The sequence below is a fragment of the Lishizhenia sp. genome, assembly GCF_033720595.1.
GTDB lineage: Bacteria > Bacteroidota > Bacteroidia > Flavobacteriales_D > Crocinitomicaceae > Lishizhenia.
The window spans coordinates 34,102-56,345 of the sequence record NZ_JAWWCF010000001.1 but is presented as its reverse complement, the minus strand read 5'-3'; the positions used below and the strand labels follow the sequence as shown (position 1 = coordinate 56,345).

General features: G+C 38.4%; 17 protein-coding genes. 8 read left to right on the top strand and 9 right to left on the bottom strand.

Going from position 1 to position 22,244, the window contains the following annotated elements; translation table 11 throughout:
- From R3333_RS00255 to purD, 3 genes are all read right to left on the bottom strand, one after another.
- The coding region (locus R3333_RS00255) for a peptidylprolyl isomerase (RefSeq protein WP_318956564.1) at positions 1-1,372 on the bottom strand (1,372 nt) is incomplete at its 3' end.
- A 534-nt stretch (positions 1,373-1,906) separates the two neighbouring features.
- Positions 1,907-3,163: a hemolysin family protein gene (locus R3333_RS00250; RefSeq protein ID WP_318956563.1), complete on the bottom strand. Its 1,257-nt coding sequence runs from the start codon at positions 3,161-3,163 to the stop codon at positions 1,907-1,909.
- Positions 3,164-3,319: 156 nt separating this feature from the next.
- The gene (gene purD, locus R3333_RS00245) at positions 3,320-4,594 is read right to left on the bottom strand and encodes a phosphoribosylamine--glycine ligase (RefSeq protein ID WP_318956562.1); all 1,275 of its coding nucleotides are present in this window, start codon (positions 4,592-4,594) and stop codon (positions 3,320-3,322) included.
- A 266-nt stretch (positions 4,595-4,860) separates the two neighbouring features.
- Here purD and R3333_RS00240 point away from each other — a divergent pair, with 266 nt between their 5' ends.
- The 4 genes from R3333_RS00240 to R3333_RS00225 all read left to right on the top strand — a co-directional run bounded on the left by R3333_RS00240 (position 4,861) and on the right by R3333_RS00225 (position 9,226).
- On the top strand, positions 4,861-6,147 hold the full coding sequence (locus R3333_RS00240; protein WP_318956561.1) for a M23 family metallopeptidase: 1,287 nt from the start codon (positions 4,861-4,863) through the stop codon (positions 6,145-6,147).
- Positions 6,148-6,367: 220 nt separating this feature from the next.
- Positions 6,368-7,642 (top strand): kynureninase, encoded by a 1,275-nt coding sequence (gene kynU / locus R3333_RS00235; RefSeq protein WP_318956560.1) that lies wholly within the window; start codon positions 6,368-6,370, stop codon positions 7,640-7,642.
- 1 nt (position 7,643) lies between these two features.
- A complete protein-coding gene (locus R3333_RS00230) occupies positions 7,644-7,853 on the top strand; it encodes a hypothetical protein (RefSeq protein WP_318956559.1) in 210 nt (69 codons plus the stop codon).
- Positions 7,854-7,891: 38 nt separating this feature from the next.
- The gene (locus R3333_RS00225; RefSeq protein WP_318956558.1) at positions 7,892-9,226 is read left to right on the top strand and encodes an NAD(P)/FAD-dependent oxidoreductase; all 1,335 of its coding nucleotides are present in this window, start codon (positions 7,892-7,894) and stop codon (positions 9,224-9,226) included.
- Positions 9,227-9,293: 67 nt separating this feature from the next.
- On the opposite strand, the gene R3333_RS00220 is transcribed toward R3333_RS00225, so the two are convergent.
- Complete coding sequence (locus R3333_RS00220) at positions 9,294-9,797, bottom strand: hypothetical protein (RefSeq protein WP_318956557.1); 504 nt, start codon at positions 9,795-9,797, stop codon at positions 9,294-9,296.
- Positions 9,798-10,145: 348 nt separating this feature from the next.
- On the opposite strand from R3333_RS00220, the gene R3333_RS00215 reads away from it, so the two are divergent.
- Positions 10,146-11,015, top strand: coding sequence for a hypothetical protein (locus R3333_RS00215; protein ID WP_318956556.1), 870 nt, complete (start codon positions 10,146-10,148; stop codon positions 11,013-11,015).
- A 174-nt stretch (positions 11,016-11,189) separates the two neighbouring features.
- Here R3333_RS00215 and R3333_RS00210 read toward each other — a convergent pair whose 3' ends face one another.
- Complete coding sequence (locus tag R3333_RS00210; RefSeq protein ID WP_318956555.1) at positions 11,190-11,654, bottom strand: gliding motility lipoprotein GldH; 465 nt, start codon at positions 11,652-11,654, stop codon at positions 11,190-11,192.
- Positions 11,644-13,146, bottom strand: coding sequence for a regulatory iron-sulfur-containing complex subunit RicT (gene ricT, locus R3333_RS00205; protein ID WP_318956554.1), 1,503 nt, complete (start codon positions 13,144-13,146; stop codon positions 11,644-11,646). The genes R3333_RS00210 and ricT overlap by 11 nt, the downstream gene beginning before the upstream one ends.
- 201 nt (positions 13,147-13,347) lie before the next feature.
- On the opposite strand from ricT, the gene R3333_RS00200 reads away from it, so the two are divergent.
- Genes R3333_RS00200 through R3333_RS00190 form a run of 3 tightly spaced genes read left to right on the top strand, consistent with a single transcriptional unit; the run spans position 13,348 to position 15,420 of the window.
- Positions 13,348-13,821, top strand: a complete 474-nt coding sequence (locus R3333_RS00200) for a DUF6495 family protein (RefSeq protein ID WP_318956553.1) — start codon at positions 13,348-13,350, stop codon at positions 13,819-13,821.
- A 2-nt stretch (positions 13,822-13,823) separates the two neighbouring features.
- Positions 13,824-14,435 carry a suppressor of fused domain protein gene (locus R3333_RS00195; RefSeq protein ID WP_318956552.1) on the top strand — a complete coding sequence of 204 codons (612 nt, stop codon included), beginning with the start codon at positions 13,824-13,826 and terminating at the stop codon, positions 14,433-14,435.
- 4 nt (positions 14,436-14,439) lie between these two features.
- Positions 14,440-15,420 (top strand): glycosyltransferase family 9 protein, encoded by a 981-nt coding sequence (locus R3333_RS00190; protein ID WP_318956551.1) that lies wholly within the window; start codon positions 14,440-14,442, stop codon positions 15,418-15,420.
- Between the two features lie 97 nt (positions 15,421-15,517).
- On the opposite strand, the gene R3333_RS00185 is transcribed toward R3333_RS00190, so the two are convergent.
- From R3333_RS00185 to R3333_RS00175, 3 genes are all read right to left on the bottom strand, one after another.
- The gene (locus R3333_RS00185) at positions 15,518-18,313 is read right to left on the bottom strand and encodes an alpha/beta hydrolase family protein (RefSeq protein ID WP_318956550.1); all 2,796 of its coding nucleotides are present in this window, start codon (positions 18,311-18,313) and stop codon (positions 15,518-15,520) included.
- A gap of 551 nt (positions 18,314-18,864) precedes the next feature.
- Positions 18,865-21,225, bottom strand: coding sequence for a ribonucleoside-diphosphate reductase subunit alpha (locus R3333_RS00180; RefSeq protein ID WP_318956549.1), 2,361 nt, complete (start codon positions 21,223-21,225; stop codon positions 18,865-18,867).
- 36 nt (positions 21,226-21,261) lie between these two features.
- On the bottom strand, positions 21,262-22,236 hold the full coding sequence (locus R3333_RS00175; RefSeq protein WP_318956548.1) for a ribonucleoside-diphosphate reductase small subunit: 975 nt from the start codon (positions 22,234-22,236) through the stop codon (positions 21,262-21,264).
- Between the last annotated feature and the right edge of the window lie 8 nt (positions 22,237-22,244).

Sequence of the window (22,244 nt, the reverse complement as noted above, 5' to 3'; positions counted from 1 at the left end):
TTCTTCTACCTACAACCTCAACAACGTGGTAACCGTAAGAAGTTCCTACAACTCCAATAGTTCCAACTGGCTCGTTGAATGCAAAATCATTAAATTCAGGAACCATAACACCTTCTGGGAAGTTTTTGTAAACTCCGTGGTTCATTTTCCCTCCTGGATCCTCATTGAATTGAGCTTCCATTTCAACGTAGTTGTCTTGCTCCTTAATCACATTCATGATGCTATCCGCTTTCACTTTAGCAGCAGCATAAGCATCTTCGTCATTCTTGTTTGCAGAAATCAAGATGTGACGAACGTGCGCTTGTTTTTGCTCTTCAATCTCTTTTACCTTAGCAACACCAATAAAAGTTGAAGTACTAATTGGTCCAACAATATCTCCCACTGCTAAATTTGTCATCTCTGCAGGGTAAACTTGTTGCATTTGCTGTGGGTTCAAGTAAGAATCCTCAGGGTAGAATTTAATCGCTTCTACCGTTGGTGTTTGCATGTATTGTTGTACAAACAATGTATCGTTTTGTGCATTCTCAAAAGAGTTTTTTAACTGAACCATATTGTTCAATGCAGAAATCGTATCATCTTCAGAAGGAGTTAATGGAACTGTAAAGTAAGAAACTTTACGTGTACCTTGTTGCTCGTACTTCTTTTCGTTTTTGTGTTCTGCGTAGTATGCCTTTAACTCATCTTCTGAAACTTCAATTTCATTCGATGGAATTTCACTGAAACGCTTAAAGATGAAAGAAACATTCTTCACTGTTTTTCCAGCTTCATATTCTTCCTTCGCCTCCAAAGTTGTCGCCTTTACTCCGTAAGACAACATAGACATGTACTTTTCGTTCAAACGGTTAAATTTGATTTCATCAACCACCGCTTGGTATCTTGCAGGATCTTCCATTTGCAATTGATCCAAAATCTGCTGTGCTCTTGCCGAGTTAAACAAACCATTTGAATCTACTGCTACCTGACGAATGATAGGAGAAGGTTCAAACCCACTTCTTCCGTAAAGAATTCCATCCAATTCGTAAGGAGAAACCATCAATCCTAACTCTTCATATTGTTCAGTAGTAAGCATTTTACCTACTAACGCATTCCATGCTTGAGTTTCAGCATTTTTTAAATCTTGTTCGGTTAAACTAGCGTTAGGGTCTTGTTGCCTTTTACTATTGAACATGTTTTGAGCAATGTTGTTTTTGTATTGCTCATAAGCATTAGCATCAACTCTTTCTCCATTAACAGTACCAAATCCAAGGTTCTCACCACGACTCGCTGACCCGTTAAAAATTTGGTCCCAAGGTAAAATGAAGGCCAACATAGCCACACCTACCACTACTAATAATAACCACGATTTCTCGCGAATTTGTCCAATTAAAGCCATTTGTTCTTTTTCTATAAGGTTGCGAATATAATGATATGAATTTATAAATGAAAGCTACTCCCCCCAGTATTTTAGAGTTTTCAGTTTATAAGCTGCATTTGTTTACACCCTTTACGCTTAACTCCTCATATTGAGTGCCTAAGTAAGAAATAATATGTTTGCAGAAGAAGCTATCGGGGCTTGTACGGGCTATTCACTTTAGTCCTCAAAAGCAGTGTTATTTTGTGTATTCGTCAACAAGCTTCTTAGGTCGCTTGCCCCCAAATTACACACATAAAACAGTGCTTTTTGTGGGCTGCCGCTGCTATCCCTAAGCCAAAAAAATTAAAAAATAAAGGAATGTTTATGAGTATCCGCTTTATTGCCGACCTTTAAAAAACTTCGCATAGACACATCGAAAAAGAGCGTAGATTCCCTTCCAATACCGTTCTAATTACAAAAATTTATCAAGAAAATAGGAATTCGGAAGAAAGGCGGATATTCAGCAAAAACATAAAAAATTGGTCGTCGTAATAACCGATTAGCTCTTAAGAATTAATCTTTTATTTCTATTCTCACCACTTCAATTCTTCGATCAGATACCTCCTCGATGATGAACTTATAATTGTTCAATTCGACCTCATCTCCTTCTTCTGGTATAGATGCAATTCGATTCAAGATTAATCCTCCAAGTGTTTCATACTCTGCAGACTCTTCGAAGTCAAAATCATATTTCTCATTCAACCAATCGATATCTGTTCTTGCAGAAAATCTATACGTGTGTTCATCTATTTGCTCCTCCAATAACTCATCCGCATCGTGCTCATCTTCAATATCTCCAAAGATTTCTTCAATAACATCTTCTATGGTCACAACACCAGAAGTTCCACCGAACTCATCCACAACTACAGCAATATTTCCTTGTTGTTTTGTAAACAATTCTAAGAGTTCTTTACCCGGAACCGCCTCTGGAACAAAGCTGATAGGTATTAAGATGTCTTTGATGCGTTTTGGGTGTTTAAACAATTCAAAACTATGTGAGTATCCTATCACATTATCTATGTTGTCTCTATAGATTAGGATTTTCGACAAACCTGTTTCAACAAAAAGTTCACTCAAATGTTGAATATCATCCTCAACATCCACGGCTACAATTTCTGTACGCGGTATCATACAGTCTCTTGCCTTTACATTTCCAAAATTTAATGCATTCTGAAGAATTTGCATTTCATTACCCAATTCGTCTTCATCCTCCATTCGCTCATTCAAATCACGCACATAATGATCTAAATCAACCTTTGAAAACACATTGCTTCCGTTATCTGACTTTACTCTAAACAAGCGCAACAAACCATTGCTCAACAACATGGTAAACTGAGTTGGAATAAAGAGTATGTAATAGATAATCACAAGCGGTATAGCCGCAAATTTTAAAATTCTATTGGGGTTAATTTGAAATATAGCTTTGGGTAAAAACTCGGCGGTAACCAGTATGAGCAATGTTGAAACTATGGTTTGCACCAAAAGTACCCAAGCACTCTCTCCCATCATAGCTTCTAAGGGAGCTTCGATTAGTTTCGCCATTTGTATACCATATATTACAAGGGCAATATTATTACCCAATAACATGGCCGCGATAAAGTTGGCATCGTATTGTACAAAACGACCTAAAATTTTACCACTGATATTACCCTTGGTTCTATCTAGCTCAATTTTCAACTTATTGGCCGATACAAAAGCAATCTCCATACCTGAGAAAAAGGCAGAAGCGATAAGTGTTCCTATAATGAAAAATATGGTATATGATTCCATCTGTTAAAACCCGAATTTAATAAAATTAATGGCAGCTTAAACCCACCTTATAAATATTTAATCCACATCGGGGTGCGTAAAATATCCTCTTTTATAAAACAAAAAACGAATGGCAACAGTGCGCTACCATTCGTTTATTATCAATTATTAATCAATCTATTTTAAATCGAATCCTATGTCTTTTCTGTAGTACGACTTTTCAAATTCTATTTTTTGAATATTCTCGTACGACTTTTCAAGAGCAGATTCCATGTCTTTACCGTAACTTGTAACAGCTAAAACTCTTCCTCCAGCTGTCGTTACTGCCGGACCATCAGCTTTTGTTCCTGCGTGGAATACGATACTATCTTGAACAGCGTTCAATCCGTAAATCGCTTTTCCTTTTTCATAAGCCTCTGGATACCCTCCAGAAACCATCATCACAGTTGTAGCTGTTCTTGGATCTATTTCCACGTCTCTTTCAGATAAAGTCTGTGTTCCTACACCTTCAAATAAGTCTAGTAAGTCAGACTTCAAACGCGGTAAAACAACCTCTGTTTCAGGATCACCCATTCTACAGTTATACTCGATAACAAATGGCTCACCTTTTACATTGATCAAACCAATGAAAATGAATCCTCTGTACTCGATTCCATCCGCTTTTAACCCTTTAATTGTAGGAATAATAACTTGGTTCAATACTTTATCAGAAAATCCTGAAGCGGCAAATGGCACTGGAGAAACAGCTCCCATTCCACCTGTATTTAAACCTGTATCACCTTCACCAATTCTCTTGTAATCTTTTGCCTCTGGCAATACTTTAAACCCATCACCGTCACTCAATACAAATGTTGACATCTCAACACCTGTTAAGAACTCTTCAATAACTACACGAGAAGAAGCATCTCCGAATTTCGCATCACTCAACATGCTTTCCAATTCTTGCTGAGCTTCATCTAAAGTTTCCAAAATCAAAACACCCTTACCTGCAGCTAATCCATCTGCCTTTAATACATAAGGTGCCTTTAACGAGGCTAAAAATGCTTTCCCTTCTTCCAAAGTATCTTTTGTAAAGGTCTTGTACTTCGCTGTTGGTATATTATGACGCATCATAAACTCCTTGGCGAAATCTTTCGATCCCTCTAATTGAGCAGCCTCTTTGTTTGGTCCGATTACATAAACTCCTTTCAACGCATCATCTGCAGCAAAGAAATCTGAAATCCCTTGTACCAAAGGATCTTCAGGACCAACAACAACCATTTCTATTACGTTTTCAATCACAAAAGTTTTGATTGCTTCAAAATCAGTAACTGAAATATTCACGTTAGTTCCTAACTCTTTAGTTCCAGCATTTCCCGGTGCTATGTACAATTCATCTAAATGACTACTTTGTGCAATTTTCCAGGCAAATGCATGCTCTCTACCTCCAGATCCTAATATTAAAACTTTCATCTTTTTCTATGTAATTTATACGCGTGGGCAAAATTAAACAATTGGTAGAATTAGAGCACCATCTAAACTCTATTTTTAGCAAGAACTTCGTGAGTAAATTCCTGGAAAAACACAATCCTTCAACTTTATTAAAGTTACTTTTCACATTATTTACAAAGCTCATTGCTCTTTTAGAAAGTGTTTCAAGAAGAGTTCATTACATTTGCAAGCATTGCTTTTGAGGATTCTCCTTGGAGCAAAAACACAAAATAGTACAAGTACAGAGGATGAAAAAAATATTTGTTATAGGTATAACGGCTTTATTGGTAGCCTGTGGAGGAAAAGAAGAGAAAGCAAATAATTCAGCACAAAAAACAGCAATAAAAGATACTGTTGTTGAGCTTCCTAAAAACATGAAGTACGGCTTCGATTTAAACGAATTCGATGTATACCATGATACGGTAAAAATGAATTGGACCATGAGTCACATGCTTCTACCTTATGGAATTGACCAGTATAGCATTAACACCATTGCAGAAATGGCCGGTGACTCTGCCGTTGGTTTAGATTATGTGAATTATAATGATCCTTTCGTTGTTCTTGTTAGAAAAGGAGATACAAATAACCGCGCACAACATTTAATCTATGAAGCCAACATAGAAAGTTATTATGTATTCAATTTTGGAGATAGTCTGAGCGTTGAGAAACATTACCGAGATATTAAAGTAAATCGAGAGACGTTAACTGGAGAAATTGTTCAGAACTCTAACCTTACCTTGGCTATAGACGAACAAATAAACGATTTTGGAACTACAGCGGCATTAGCAGAAGCCTTCGAAAACATCTTTGCATGGAGCATTGACTTCTTTAAGCTTCAAGCCGGAGATCAGTTCAAAGTGGTCTACGAACAAAAAAGCATAGAAGGTGAAGCTTACGGAATAGGTGATATCATTGGAATTTGGTTTAAGCACAGTGGAGAAGGTATGTACTCTTTTAGATATACTACAGACTCTACCAACATGGAAACAGGCTATTACAATGAAGAAGGTAAGGAAATGAAACGTCCCTTCTTAATGTCGCCCGTGAAATTTGCACGTATGACTTCGGCATACAACCTAAGAAGATTTCACCCTATTTACAAACGTGTAAAAGCACATAAAGGGACAGATTATGCAGCACCTTATGGAACCCCTATTTTAAGTACAGCTGACGGTACGGTAACCAAAGCTTCTAGATCTGGAGGAAATGGGAATTACGTTAAAATTCGTCACAACGCCACTTATGAAACACAGTACTTACACATGCAAAAATTTGCCAAAGGAATTCGTCCGGGTGTACGCGTAAAACAAGGTGATGTTATCGGATACGTTGGTTCAACTGGAGCTGCAACGGGTCCACACGTATGCTACCGTTTTTGGAAAAATGGTAGACAAGTAGATCACAGAGCACAGAAATTCCCTCAGTCTGAACCTATGAAGAAAGAATTGATACCGGATTACTTAACCTTTATTGAACCCTTGAAATCTGAATTAGATAGTTTAACGATTGCCCCATCTCGCGTAGGTATGGAGTAATACTCAAATAGATGAAAATTTATTGAATCCCCTGGTTTCGGCTGGGGGATTTTTTTGTTAAAATGGCATCGACTATCCTTCCAATTCGTGAGTCTCTGCAATTCTACCGACTAAATTGGAGTATTAAGGATTTCACACCCCCATCATATTGACATATATCACTTGATAAAACCTTCTTTTTTGTTAAATTGCAAGCCATTCTTGAAGAACATAAAATACAATGACGAACTATACGAATAGCTTAGAATTTGCGAGAGAGAAAGACGCGAAAGACGAATTAAATAAATACAGAACCCAATTCTACATTCCAAACTTCCGTGAGGATGTGGTTTACTTTACTGGGAACTCTCTTGGGCTACAACCCAAAACAACCAAAGAATACATAGAAAGAGAACTTAACGATTGGGCTAAGTGGGGTGTTGAAGGTCACTTCTACGCTGAAAAGCCTTGGTTCGAATACCATGAGTTCTTAACAGAAAAAGCAGCTAAAGTAGTGGGTGCTCTTCCTAAAGAGGTCGTGATAACACACTCATTAACTACAAACCTTCACCTTTTGATGGTAAGTTTTTACCGTCCAGAAGGTAAGCGTAAGAAAATCATTTGTGAGGCAAAAGCTTTCCCATCTGACCAATACGCTTTGGAGTCTCAAGTTAAATTCCATGGATTAGATCCACAAACGGACTTGGTGGAGGTTGCACCTCGTGAAGGTGAACACTTGATCAGAGAAGAAGATATCTATGCAAAAATCGAAGAAGTTGGTGATGAGCTTGCTTTAGTTATGATTGGTGGTGTAAACTACTATACTGGACAGTTGTTCGACATGAAAACCATCACTGAAAAAGCGCATGCTGTTGGTGCCATCTGTGGTTTCGATTTAGCACACGCTGCAGGTAACATTCATTTAAAGTTACACGATTGGGGAGTAGATTTTGCCGCTTGGTGTACTTACAAATACTTAAACTCTTCTCCAGGTGGAGTTTCTGGAATTTTCGTGCATGAACGTCATGAGTACAAACCAGAATTGCCACGTTTCGCGGGATGGTGGGGATATGATAAAGAAACGCGTTTCCAAATGGAACCTGGTTTCAACCCTATGAAAGGTGCAGAAGGATGGCAGTTGAGTAATGCTCCTGTTTTAGGAATGGCTGCTCACCTTGCGTCTTTAGATATTTTCGACGAAGTAGGAATGGAGAAACTATGTGCGAAACGCGATGATTTAACAGCTTACTTAGAGTTTGTTATCGATGAGATTTCTGCACGTAACGAAAACGCTACTTTCGAAATTATTACACCTCGAGATAAAACAAAGAGAGGAGCTCAGCTTTCTATTTTAGCGCACGGACAAGGAAAAGCTTTGTTTGATGCCATGACAGAAAGAGGTGTAGTTGCCGATTGGAGAGAACCGAACGTAATTCGTGTTGCTCCAGCTCCTTTATACAACACTTACGAAGACGTATTCAACTTCGGAAGAATTTTAGAAGAAAGTATACAGTAAAATGAATATCCAAGAATTGATACAAACCCGGTTTTCTGGGGCAATTAACAATGAGGCTGAATACATAGAAATTATTGTACAGGCCATTGCTGTATTGATTTTTGGTATCGTAGTTTGGCGTGGAATGGCCGCTGTACACAACAGAAAAAAAGCAAAGCGTGCTGACAATATGTTTTCACGTGAACGCTACGAAACAAAGTGGAGAAAATAAACAATGGATGTTTGTAAAACATCTTTGACTATAGAACTATGAAAAAAATTGCAATAGTAGGAGCAGGTTTAGTGGGAAGCTTACAAGCCATCTTAATGGCAAAAAAAGGCTACCAAGTGGATGTGTTCGAACGTAGACCCGATTTGCGTAAGGCGGATGAGATTGGTGGAAGGTCTATCAATTTAGCTTTATCAGATAGAGGTTGGAGAGCTTTAGAATTAGCTGGCATTTCAGATGAAATTAAGAAAATGTCTTTACCGATGTACGGTAGAAAAATGCACGATGTTGAAGGGAATTTATCTGACCTTCCTTACGGATTAAACGGAGAAGCAATCTACTCTGTATCGCGTGGAGGTTTAAATCAGAAGCTCATGAATTTGGCGGATGATTACCCAAACATTACTTACCGTTTCAACAGAAAGTGTTTAGACATTGATTTAAAATCAAACACTATCTCTTTTCTAAATACAGAGGAGAACAAGAAAGAAGAATATACTTACGACCAAATTTTTGGAACAGATGGAGCATTCTCTGCAGTACGTTCGCGTTTGCAAAAAACTCCAATGTTCAACTATTCGCAAGAATACCTTTCTCACGGATACAAAGAATTGGTTATTCCGCCGAATGAGGATGGAACACACCGTATCGCTAACGATGCTTTACACATATGGCCAAGAGGTGAATTCATGATGATTGCACTTCCAAATATGGATGGGAGCTTCACATGTACGCTGTTCTTCCCAATGAAAGGAGAGCTTTCGTTTGATACGATCAAAACAGAGGAGCAAGTAATGGACTTCTTCCAGAAGACTTTCCCAGACGCTGTACCTCACATGCCAACCTTGGTAGAAGATTACTTCGAGAATCCAACTTCTACTTTAGTTACGGTAAGATGTAGTCCATGGAACTACGATGATAAAGTATTGATTTTAGGAGATGCTTCTCACGCTATTGTTCCTTTCTACGGACAGGGAATGAACTCTGGTTTCGAAGATTGTACTGTATTCCACAACATGTACAATGAGATGGAAGGAGATTGGGATAAATTATTCGAAACTTTCAGTACTACTCGTAAACCAGATGCTGATGCTATAGCAGATCTGGCTTTGTACAATTACATTGAAATGCGCGATTTATCTGGAGATCCAGATTTCTTATTGCGTAAGAAAATTGAAAAGAAGTTTGCTAAATTACATCCAGACAAATGGATGCCACTATACTCTGAGGTAACCTTTAGTCATATTCCTTACTCACAAGCCCTTAAAGGTGGTGAAGAGAAAAATAGAATCATGGAAAAAGTAATGCAGATGGATAACATCCACGAAAACTGGGACAAACCAGAGGTAATGGACAAAATGTTAGAATTACTGTAAATCTTACATCAAATAGTAAAAGGCTTCCCGCAACGGAAGCCTTTTTTATGAACATAACTATCGTAAACTATTTACACGCTTCTAATGCATCCCAAGAGGAAAACATCTTTTTCGTACGAGCAGATAGTCCTTTTAACTTCTGAATATTTTTAACAATCTTCTTTATCTGTCCTGCAGATTTCACCTCTAAACTTAAGGTCCCAAAGGAATTACAGACACGTAACTTGTGTACATTCGGTTTTCGATCTTTCTTCTTGTCTTTCTCCTCTCTAAAATAATTACTGAGTACTTCTATGTCTGATCTACAAATTCCCTGATAGTAGGCAAACGAGGAGCTAAAATCCTTTTCATAACAGCGAAAAGACTTGGCCAAGTAAGAACTTGTTAAGGCACTGTTGGAATAATATAAAACAGAATCCATCAACACCAAACCTTCCGCTCTCGGAGCAACACTATCATTTAGGGGTATAACAAGCTCTACATAGAGAGCTTTCGGAAAATGTTTCTTTGTAGAGAAACTAGTAGTAAGTAATATAATTAGCAGTAGAAATATACAGTGGTATAATTTCATACCGAAAAAATAAAAGATTCATTGCGATCCCACAAATTTATTTTATTTCTAACTCTCCTTTTCTGGGTGTAGGGTAAGGGACAGCAACGGCAACCCGCAGCGCAACACCTATATCAAAAGTACACGTGCACAAAGCGACCCAAGAAGCTTAGTGCGCGCCCTACTTTTACAGGTGTTGTGGGAGGATTATAGTGTATGGCCCGGTGGGCTGTATTGCAAAGGAAGCACATACCCCCAAAGCTTATCAAATAATAAGTGTCTATAAGTTTTTCTAGTTCACCTTCTGCTGCTCTAACATCTATCCTTACCTTTGTGTGTAACCCATTCGTTATCATGAATTATTCTAGTATGAGAGTTCTTGTTTTTGTATTAATGTCTTTGCTGGCCTTCAATGGTTCAGCCCAAATGTATAAGCAAAAGAAAAAGCGTAAACAGCATTTTGGAAATCAGCGTTTACACAAGCCGCTTTACCGTTGGGTAACTGGAGATTATCTGCGTCATGGTATACAAATCGCGGTAGGCCCTACTTATTTGTTAACCAATTTAGAGGTGCCGCAGCGAGAAACAACGCTAGGAGGACGACCTGCTTTATATCAGTTTGATCCTGCAGGAAAACTTGGTGTTTACGGAGAAATCGGGATGGTACACATTACCAAACGTCCCCGCAAATTTATACAGTATTACGATTGGTCTTTGGGCTACAAATATTTTGGTGGTAAAGAGGAATTACAAATAGATTTACTCGACAATTCTGGGGATGTTGTAACTTCAGAATTTGGATCGGGCGACTTTAACTTAGGTTATGCTTTTGCGCGTTTCGGCGTTCACAATGTTTTCCAAATTAACCCGCGCAACTTTATTGATCACGCCTTAGGGGTTAACCTAGATTTTCGCGTAAGTGGTGGAAATATGGACTATGTTGGGAGCAGTTTACCGCAAACTCAATTCTTCCAAAATGATTTGGTATCACAGTTAAACTACGAAATTGGCTACGGTTTTAAAATAAATGGTGGATTTTTCATTATTCCTGGAGTACGAATGCCCATCATGGAAATTTACGAATGGAGAACAGGAAACCCTTCATTAGAGTGGTATTCGAGTACTTATCAGCCGCTACTTATTAAATTAAAATTCGTTTGGTTATTCAAAAAAGACCCGAATCGTTGTCCGCCTGTTGAGGTAAACTCGAAAGACAGGGAATTGATGAAAAACTTGTAAATAATCTTTAGGCTGCCTACCCCAAGTAACTTGGGTACCCGCTTTCCGCTAAAGTTACCCTATCCAACATCAAGTAGCAGGATACAAAAAAAGGCACTTCCTGTGGTCGTACCTTTTCTTGTAATGCTTCTAAATGTTTGCTAGGGCAAGCTACCGCTGCAATCTGGGGCAGTTTTACTTTTCCTTCGCTATAATGCGTATTCCTACATCAACAATTTCTTTTATTTCTTGCTGATTTGTGGCTTGTTCTATTTCAAATGAATAGTTTCCTTTCAATGGAAATTGTTGGGCACTAAAACGCATAGCGCTACTTACCAACGATCCAGATTTTGTACCTATCCATTTGCCTTTGTCATCTGCAATATTCACTTTCACCGCCTGTTTAGATGTTGTACTGTCTGGTGCTGTAATATTCACCATTACCCACAAATTACTAAAAGCATAATCTGTGGTTGTACGCAATTGCACATCGAAATAATAAGGCGTTAAAGTATCTGTAACATCTACGTGGAACACTGCTTTTTCTTGCTGGTTCCAGGCTCTATTTTCAAAAGAATAACTGTTATCAAACATAGGACGCTCCCCGCAAGATGCGAGGAGAATTCCTAAGCCTAATATCATCACAATTTTATTCACCATCTTTCTTGGCTTGTGGTTTATTTCCGCCCTGCGGACGTGGTTTTCTCTTCTTGAAATTCTTCTTTGGAGCAGCTTTTGGTTGACCTTCAGCTTTAGGTCCTTTAACTGGTTTTTTCTCCGTTTTTGCCTTTTGCTCTGGCTTTGGCCCTTTCGGTTTTGGCTTATTCCCACCCTTCACCTCTTTTGGGTTCTGGGTGTTTTTTGCTGCATTCTGAGGCTTCGGCTTACGCGGCTTACCTTTCGCATTTTGCGGACGAGGTTTACGCGTTGGCTTTGGCTTATTTCCTTCAGCTTTTGCTTCTTGCTTGGCTGCTGGTTTGTTGCTTGTTTTCTGTGCTTCTGCCTTCTTAGCTGCCGGTCTTCCTCCTGGTTTTTTACGCTTTTTCTTTCTGCGCTTAAACACGTGCTCAAACCTGTCTAAATCATCTTGTCCAACCACATTAGAGTAATCTGGCTCCACCTTGATTTGTTCTTCAAAGTCTTTTAAATCTGCCGGTTTCTCTCTTTTCTTGTTGAGTTCAACGATTTCTTCAACACGCTCAGGCGATAAAGGAATTAATCCTGATCCTACACCTGCCTCACCTTCATAAGCATACCACATCAAACGTTTAAACACATCTGTTTTTACGTGTATGGCAGAACCTTTTTCGGTGTACAAACGCGTATCTGGTTTAGGAAACTTTTTAATGCTGTCTAAGTACATGTCTAACTCGTAGTTTAAACAACATTTTAGTTTACCACATTGTCCAGCCAACTTTTGCGGGTTCAATGATAATTGTTGGTAACGCGCCGCACTAGTAGATACAGATCTAAAATCTGTTAACCACGTAGAACAACACAATTCTCTACCACAAGAACCTATTCCACCTAATCGAGCTGCTTCCTGACGAGCTCCAATCTGACGCATTTCAATTCTAATTTTGAATGCCTCCGCCATATCTTTTATCAACTGTCTAAAATCGACACGTTGATCTGCTGTGTAATAAAAAGTGGCTTTTGTTAAGTCCCCTTGATATTCCACATCTGAGATTTTCATCTCTAAATTTAGGTTAATCGCCAATTCTCGGGCTTGGTGCATCACCTCTTTCTCAAGGTTTCTTGCTTCCATCCACTTGTCGATATCTTCCTGATTCGCAATGCGATAAATCTTCTTTGCTTCGTGCGCCTTCATATTTGGCGCTTTCTTTTGAACTTGTATCCTGGTAAGTTCACCCACTATCGACACCACTCCAATGTCAAAACCTGGGCTACCTTCTACAACAACTACATCGCCAACTTGTAACGATAAGTCCTTTACATTTCTATAAAAACCTTTACGGCTATTTTTGAATCTTACTTCAATTATATCATATTGGCTCTGACCAGCAGGCAATTGCATATTTGCCAACCAGTTAAAAACGCCAAGTTTATTGCATCCACCAGAACTACAAGTTCCATTGTTTTGACAGCCTCTCGGAGTACCTCCTCCGCTGCTACAACTGGAACATCCCATAGTTACTAATTATTTTGAATTCAAAAATAACAATTATTTAGGCGATTCAAACCATAAAGCGCATCGAGGCAAAGCTTATTTGTCAGATTTCAACACGAAGATGACCGAAGGAAAACAAAAACCTATTGACATTTTGCCGTATAGATGAACTATTTACGTATAAAAGCAAGGAACATCACCTGCATTTCTTAACTTCGCAGCATGAAATTTCGTTTATTAAACCAGGAAGAAAGAGCAGCTTTTGACGAGGATTTTAAGCACTTCTTGATTGCCAATGGAGTAAGCAATGAAGAGTGGCTTGAGATGAATGAAAAAAACAGTGCAAAAGCAGAAGAGTTAGTGGCCATATTTTCTGATACCGTTTTTCAGAAAGTAATGGAAAAGATGAAGTTTTTAGAAATGCGTGCTAAAGACAGCCTACTCGTGTTTAAATGCACTAAAGAAGAAATAGAATTAATTGGAATTAATCCAAAATCTCCAGAAGCTGAAGTAGACCTTTCAACTCCGGAGTCTATTCATGAAAGTTTAAGTACGAAGGCACAACAATTACAATTCTTTAAGCATAAAAAAGCCTACAGCAAAGAAAGAGAAATTGAAGTTTTCGAAATGATAGAAAACGGATGTGTTCCTTCCCATGAGGCATTTTGGATGGCTTTGGATAAATCAATACAATAAGCATGACGATTGTAGAACAAGAAATGATCAATCGCTTCGGTGAAGGAAGAGTAATTCCTTACGAAGCTAAAACTGAAGACGAAGTTTCTTTGCTCATGCTAGAGCTGGAGTTACAGACTCCCGTTACGGTAATAATGACCAATGGATTGGCGCAAAAAGATATGCCCGTTCCGGAAAAATACAAGGACAGAAAACACTGCGAACTCTACTTCTGTTTACCCAGTTACTGGGAATGGGAAGACATAGAGAACCCAAACATGAATTGGGTTTTCCCCGCCATACAACGCTTGGCCAAACATTTGAGAGATAATGACACCTACTACAACGCGGGGCATACTTTCAAAGCGAATAGAGAAGGAAATCCTATCTCTGCTACTATGAAGCAAAATCATTTCATTTTAACAGATCCTATCTTGTTAGAACAACAATTGGCTCCTATAGAAAATGAGGATATCTATTTCTTTGCCATTGTGCCTATCTTCGAAGATGAGTTTGACTGGAAAAATGCAAAAGGTCACTTTAAATTTATGAGACGATTTACAGGAAAAAACAACTCTGAAAAATTAGATGACTTTAGAGAGTCTATCCGTAAAAGTCGCTTAAAATTGTTCTAGATTCATGAAGGTACTTGTAGTTCGTTTTAGTTCTATTGGAGATATTGTTTTAACCTCTCCCATTGTTCGTTGTTTGAAAGAACAATTGGGTGAACAAAGCGAAATACACTTTTTAAGCAAAGTTCAATTTACGGACCTTTTAATAGATAGTCCCTACATTGATAAGCTTTATACAATTAAAAAAGACATCAACGAGGTGCTTCCTCATTTAAGGAGTGAAGGTTATACCCATATTGTTGACTTACATAAAAACCTCCGTTCAAAGCGGTTAATTTCCAAATTAAAAGTAAAAAGCTCGAGCTTTCCTAAGCTCAACATAGAGAAATGGTTATTGACCAATTTTAAGATCAACAAAATGCCTCAGCTCCACATCGTTGATCGTTACTTTGAGGCTGTTTTAGAACTAGGAGTTAAAAACGACCAAAAGGGCCTAGATTTTTTCATTCGACCTGAAAACGAAATTAAGATAAAAGATGCTTACGCTTTAGAAAGCTTTAAAGCCATTGCTATTGGAGCCCAATTTGCTACCAAACGATTACCTTTTGAACAGTTGAAGCAAATCATTGCGCAACTTAATGGTCCTATTGTGCTTTTAGGGGGTCCTACAGACACAAAACTAGGTGAACAACTCGTGCAAGCCCTCCCAGAGAAAGACCTTCGCAATCTATGTGGTCAATTAAACCTACAAGAAAGTGCTAGCGTTTTAAAACAAGCCAGTGTGCTTCTTACCCACGACACAGGCTTAATGCACATCGCATCTGCTTTTAACATGCCCATAGTTTCAGTTTGGGGAAATACAGTTCCCGATCTTGGGATGTATGCATACATGCCGGCAAACCCCGGTTTAGTAAGCATACATGAGGTGAAGGATTTGAACTGTAGACCTTGTTCAAAAATAGGGTATAAAGGATGTCCAAAAAAACACTTTAAATGCATGATTGAACAGGATGTAGAGGGGATAGTTGAGGATGTAAACGGGTATTAAAAAGGTCCCAAAAACTACAACTTTCGTCTGATTATCCACAAAAAAAAGGTCCCTTCTCAGAAACCCTTTTTCAGTATGTATTTTTTAGATTAAACTCTTATTCTTCTTCCAATCCTAATTTGTAATCTTCTCCTTTATCCACAGCAGGAATTCCTTCTATTAACCATTCAGGAGCCGGAGCATCCAAGAGATAATAGTCAAAGAATTGACGCATACGAATACTTAAATCTACACGGTTCGCATTGATCATAAGGTTATGTCCATCCCCGTTGTAATTCAACATCCAAACTGGTTTACCCAGTCTTTTCAGTCCAACAAACATTTCAATTCCTTGGTACCATGGAACTGCTCCATCATTATCATTATGCATAATCAACACGGGAGTTTCTACGTTTGGTAAGTGAAAGATAGGCGAGTTTTCCACATATAATTCTGGTGCTTCCCAAATCGTTTTCCCTATTCTCGATTGAGTTTTCTCGTACTGGAACTGACGGTTTAAACCACTACCCCAACGAATTCCTCCATAGGCAGAGAACATATTAGAAACCGGTGCTCCTGCCATAGCTGCAGCATATCTATTGGTCATCGTAATCAGCTGAGCTGTTTGATATCCTCCCCAACTTTGTCCTTGGAGTCCCATACGCGTAGAGTCTATATTTGGATACAACTCCAAAATTTTATCTGTTCCACTCATAATGCAGTCGTATGCACTTTGTGCTGGGTGACCTTCCTCGTACCTTACATCTGGGAAAAATACCATGTATCCTGCAGATGCATATTCTGTAGCAAAAATGATAGAAGCTGTTGGACGAGGAGCATAATGGTTGTGCAATTCATCCGAATACAATTCATAATAATACACCAATAATGGGTAGTTTTTAGTTGAATCGTAGTTCTCTGGTTTGTACAACAATCCATTCAAACTATCTCCAGCATAACTCGTCCAATTTACTTGCTCTACCGTAGCCCAGTTGTACTCATCTTGTTGTGGGTTTGCCACAGAAACTCGAGTGGTCGTTTTAAAATTATCACGCGTTACTTTAATATCTGGATAGTCTTTGATTGACATCTCTCTGTACACGATAGCATCTCCTTCTTCCGCTTTGTGTAAATAAACAATAGCGTGATCTGTAAAGTACTGTTCCTTCACCTGTGCATCTTCTTCAAAAGAATTTAGCGTGAATACTCCTTCTGCTTTACTTACTTTATCAAAAGCTTTGATGTACGAATTTTCTGGAGTTAAATAAGTACTATCTCTTTCCCATTCGTTCAAACGGTATTGAATATTATTTTCCTTTCCTTCTGTAATTCTTCTTAAATCATGGGCTGCAATATCATAGTGCCATACATCGAATTCTGAATTCAATATGATAGCTTTTTCACCCTCCGTATATCCTGTTATTCCAAGAGGTCCCGCCATTGCCGGCATTCCGTTCATATCTTGCAACCAATTTACACCAGGTGCCATGCAGGTAATACATTTTTCTGTTCCCGCCTTAACGTCCTTAATTACAATACCCGTTGTATCGAAATACAAAAAGTAATTTCCCTTAGGCGACAAACCAGATGCGTAACCAATCTTTTTCCCTAATAGTTTCGTGTTACCCGTGTTAACATCCACAGCATAATAATCCGAAGGCCACGGGTATTCCCAATTATACGTTCCAGCATAACTTTCGTTAGACATTCCCAAAGCAATGTCACTATTTCCATGGTCCATTAAACGTACATCAAGTGTATCATTACTTAATACTGTAAAAGTCTTGGCATTTACTCTGTGGTAAACTACCATAAATGTTTTTCTCTCTTCCCAAGATTTGTACAACAACTGCTGCGGTTGTAATTGCTTATCCTTATAATGCCATAAATCAAGAGTCGCTTTCTCTGATGCTAACAATGTATCCTCTGATTCTTGCTCAGGAATATCTGCAATACCAAAGTATAATTTGCTTCCATCTCTAGAATATCTCGGTGCAGAAAAATTAGAGGCAGTTTTACCCTCCAATAATACATTGTTTGTATCCAAAATTTTGGTCAAAACATCCTGTTGTAAATTCCACTCGTATAAATCGAATAGCTTGTTTTCTTCTACTGTATCTCTACTTGCTAAGAAGGCAATAAACTCACCTTCATAATCGAAGGTAAATTGACCCAAAGCTGTAAAAGGCATTGACTGTGCAAACTCCTCACCTTTGTTCAAGTCAAATACAAAAAGGTAGCTGCTGTCTTTTTCATTCTTTTTAATTGCCTTAGTGTAGACTAAGTATTTTCCATTTCTACCAAAACGGTAATCACTTACATCTCCTATAATATGCTCTTCTCCTGTAACAGGGTTGTACACATTTAATTGTTTCCCTTCGCTGGTAAACTCAGGTTCTTCTTTTATCTTTTTACCAAAAATCCAAAACCTTCTTTTCTCCTTCAATTCACGTTCTACATTTTCTGTACGCATGAAGGCCATCCAATCGTTACGCTCGTTTAATTGATACGAAGAAACATTGTCGAATTTGCGAATTGAATCTGACTCCAACCAAACCACAACCATACTATCTTTTACCCATTCTGGTCTTTTTACCTCTTCCAATTCTAAGGTTCTTAGGGTATCAAAACCTGGGTTAATTCCAGCAACTAAGTATGAGTTATTGCTATTAAATTGAGGGTTCTCTCCACGGAGTAATGAATTTTGCGTTCCACTCACAGTGTTATACCAATACAATGTACCGTCTCCTCTGTGCGGTGTTATCTGATAGGCAATCCAGTTACCATCTTTAGAAGTTTCCGTGTTTCGGACGGACTTCCAATCGTTGTATACGGAATGATCTAGTGTTTTCTTTTGTCCTACAGCACTACCAACAGCTGCAAGCAAACAGGTTACTAATAGTTTTAATCTCATTTGGTTCTGATTTTCCTCAAAAATACTAAAACAAAAGCACTATTCTCAACGAATTTATACGTTCTAAAAGCCTAAGGTTGTTTCTCTTTTAAAATATTTCATGTGGTCCATATCAAACAGTGACAGCAATGGCAGCGCCCTGAAAGTTTGCCTTAGTAAGCACAAGTAAAAAGCCACGACCAGCGGAAGTGGTTTTGCGGTTTTGTGCGACTTAGGGAAAAGGAAGGGACTAAAATGGATGGCACGGCAGTTTGCCAAAAAAAGTTTAGCGAAGGAGGAGGGAGTATAGAAGATGAATTAATGGAACAAAAAAACGCCCCAAAAATATGGGGCGTTTGCATTGCGTGGTTTATAAAAACGGCACAATTATTAACCTATACGCAGTATTGTTCAAATGACTGGGTCTCACAAGTTTGAGTTATGCCGCTCATTCTCATGATAGCGACCCTATCATTTTCCTCAGATATCATCTTAAACGCAAGTGTTCTCGACGCTAACGTATCATCCTAAACACAAGTGGCTTCGCCGAATGCGTCCTGGATGCTAACGTATCATCCTGAACACATTTCGCAGTTATCCGGATCATCTAAAGAACATGCGATTTCTGCTTGTCTTTCTTCTTCCGTTTTAGCTACTACTTTGTCAGCTGTTATTGTTTTGTCTACTGTAAACTTAATTGCATCCGTAGCTGCTTTCGTTCTCAAGTAGTACATTCCTGTTTTCAATCCTTGTTTCCATCCGAAGAAGTGCATAGAAGTTAACTTACCGAAGTTAGCGTTCTCCATAAATACATTCAACGATTGAGATTGACAGATGTAAGCTCCTCTATCTGCAGCTTGCTCGATGATCTCTTTTTGAGACAATTCCCAAGCTGTTTTGTAAAGGTCTTTCAACTCTTGTGGAATCTCAGAAATGTTTTGAACAGATCCATTAGACGCCATCAATTTCTGACGCATTTCGTTGTTCCAGATACCTTCTTTTACCAAGTCTCTTAACAAGTGCTTGTTTACGATAATAAACTCACCTGATAATACTCTTCTTGTGTAAATGTTAGAAGTATATGGCTCAAAACATTCGTTGTTTCCTAAGATTTGTGCAGTTGAAGCTGTTGGCATTGGTGCTAACAACAATGAGTTACGTACACCGTGCTCTTTTACTTCTTCTTTCAACACATCCCATTCCCATCTGTCTGATGGAGTAACACCCCACATATCGAATTGGAAAATTCCTTTTGAAACTGGAGAACCTTCGATTGTTTGGTAAGGTCCTTCTACTTTCGCCAAGTCCTTAGAAGCAGTCATTGCCGCGTAGTAAATCGTTTCAAAAATCTCCTTGTTCAATTGTTTTGCTTCTGGAGAATCGAATGGGTAACGCATTAAAATGTACGTATCTGCCAAACCTTGAACACCTAAACCAATTGGTCTGTGACGTAAGTTAGAATTCTCAGCTTCTGGTACTGGGTAGTAATTTCCGTCGATAATTCTATTTAAGTTCACTGCTGCTTGGTAAGTCACCTCGAATAATTTATCGTGGTTAAATTTCCCATCCTCAACATACTTCGGCAATGCCAAAGAAGCCAAGTTACATACAGCAACCTCATCCGGTGCAGTGTATTCTATAATTTCAGTACACAAGTTAGACGACTTAATCGTACCTAAATTCTGTTGGTTAGACTTCTTGTTCGCAGCATCTTTGTACAACATGTAAGGTGTACCTGTTTCAATTTGCGATTCTAAAATCTTAAACCAAAGATCTTGTGCTTTGATTGTTTTTCTTCCTTTTCCTTCTGATTCGTACTTTGTGTAAAGTGCTTCGAACTCATCACCGTAAGTTTCAGAAAGACCTGGACATTCGTGAGGACACATTAAGGTCCATTGTCCGTTTTCTTCTACACGTTTCATGAACAAGTCTGGAATCCAAAGTGCGTAGAATAAATCTCTTGCTCTTTGCTCTTCCTTACCGTGGTTTTTCTTCAAGTCTAAGAAGTCAAACACATCTGCGTGCCATGGTTCCAAGTACATTGCGAAAGAACCTTTACGTTTTCCTCCACCTTGGTCTACATAACGTGCAGTGTCATTAAACACACGTAACATTGGAACAATACCGTTAGAAGTACCGTTTGTTCCTTTTATATAAGAACCTTTTGCTCTAATATCGTGAATAGCCAATCCAATTCCACCAGCACTTTGAGAGATTTGCGCGCATGATTGTAAAGTGTCGTAGATACCGCTGATGCTATCTTCTTTCATTGTTAATAAGAAACAAGAAGACATTTGCGGTTTTGGAGTTCCGGCGTTAAATAATGTTGGTGTAGCATGTGTAAACCAACCTTCAGACATCAAGTTGTACGTTTTGATTGCAGCTTCGATATCGTGTTTGTGGATACCTACTGATACACGCATCAACATGTGTTGAGGACGTTCAGCAATCTCACCATTTAACTTTAATAAGTAAGATCTTTCCAAAGTTTTGAAACCGAAGTAATCGTAACGGAAATCTCTATCGTAAATGATACTTGAGTCTAATCTGTCTTTGTTTTCCATAATAACGTCGTAAACGTCATCGGCTAACAAAGCAGCGTTTTCACCTGTCTTAGGATCAATGTATCTGTACAAATCTTCCATTGCCTCAGAGAAGGTTTTCTTCGTCTTCTTGTGCAAGTTAGATACAGAAATACGTGATGCTAATAAGGCATAATCTGGGTGATCGATAGTTTTAGCTGCTGCAACTTCAGCCGCTAAGTTATCTAATTCAGTAGTGGTTACCCCGTCATAGATTCCTTCAATAACCTTCATAGCTACACCTTCTGGTGATACTAATGGGTCTAATCCATAACAAAGCTTAATAATACGGGCAGTAATTTTGTCGAATTTAATCGGCTCTTTTCTTCCGTCTCTCTTTATAACGTACATGGGCGCGTGTTTTTGGTGTTTCTCAATAATTGGTTCTTAAAAGTCTTCATCCATAGAGAATGATTGACCCTCATTTCCTGACATTACTCCTGCTTTTTGGTACTCTCCTACTCGCTTCTCGAAGAAGTTAGTTTTCCCTTGGATAGAAATCATATCCATGAAATCAAACGGATTTGATACATTAAATACTTTTTCACATCCTAATTCTGCAAGTAATCTATCAGCAACGAACTCAATATATTGCGACATCAATTCAGAGTTCATCCCGATTAATCGAACAGGAAGAGATTCAAGAATAAATTCTTTTTCAATTTCAACTGCGTCTAAGATGATACTCTTAACCGTGTCAGTTGAAAGTTTGTTATTCAAGTGGTTGTTGTATAATAAACAAGCAAAATCACAGTGTAACCCTTCATCTCTTGAGATCAACTCATTTGAGAAAGATAATCCTGGCATTAAGCCTCTTTTCTTCAACCAAAAGATAGAACAAAATGATCCTGAAAAGAATATACCCTCTACTGCTGCAAATGCGATTAAACGCTCAGCAAAATTCCCTTCGTCTATCCAACGCAAAGCCCAGTCTGCTTTCTTACGTACACAATCCATTGTTTCGATTGCGTTGAACAGTTGATTCTTTTCTTTAGAATCTTTTATGTATGTATCTATTAATAATGAATACGTTTCTGAGTGGATGTTCTCCATGGCAATTTGGAAACCATAGAAAAACTTAGCCTCTGTATATTGCACTTCAGCAACAAAGTTTTCAGCTAAATTTTCGTTAACTATCCCATCTGATGCTGCAAAGAATGCTAACACGTGTTTGATGAAGTGACGCTCGTCGTCATTCAACTTGTTTTCCCAGTCGATTAAGTCTGGAGATAAATCGATTTCCTCAGCAGTCCAAAAACTTGCTTCAGCTTTTTTGTAGAACGACCAAATGTCGTCATGTTTAATTGGGAATAGAACGAATCTGTCCTTGTTTTCCTCTAAAATTGGTTCATTTTGTGCCATTTGTTTAA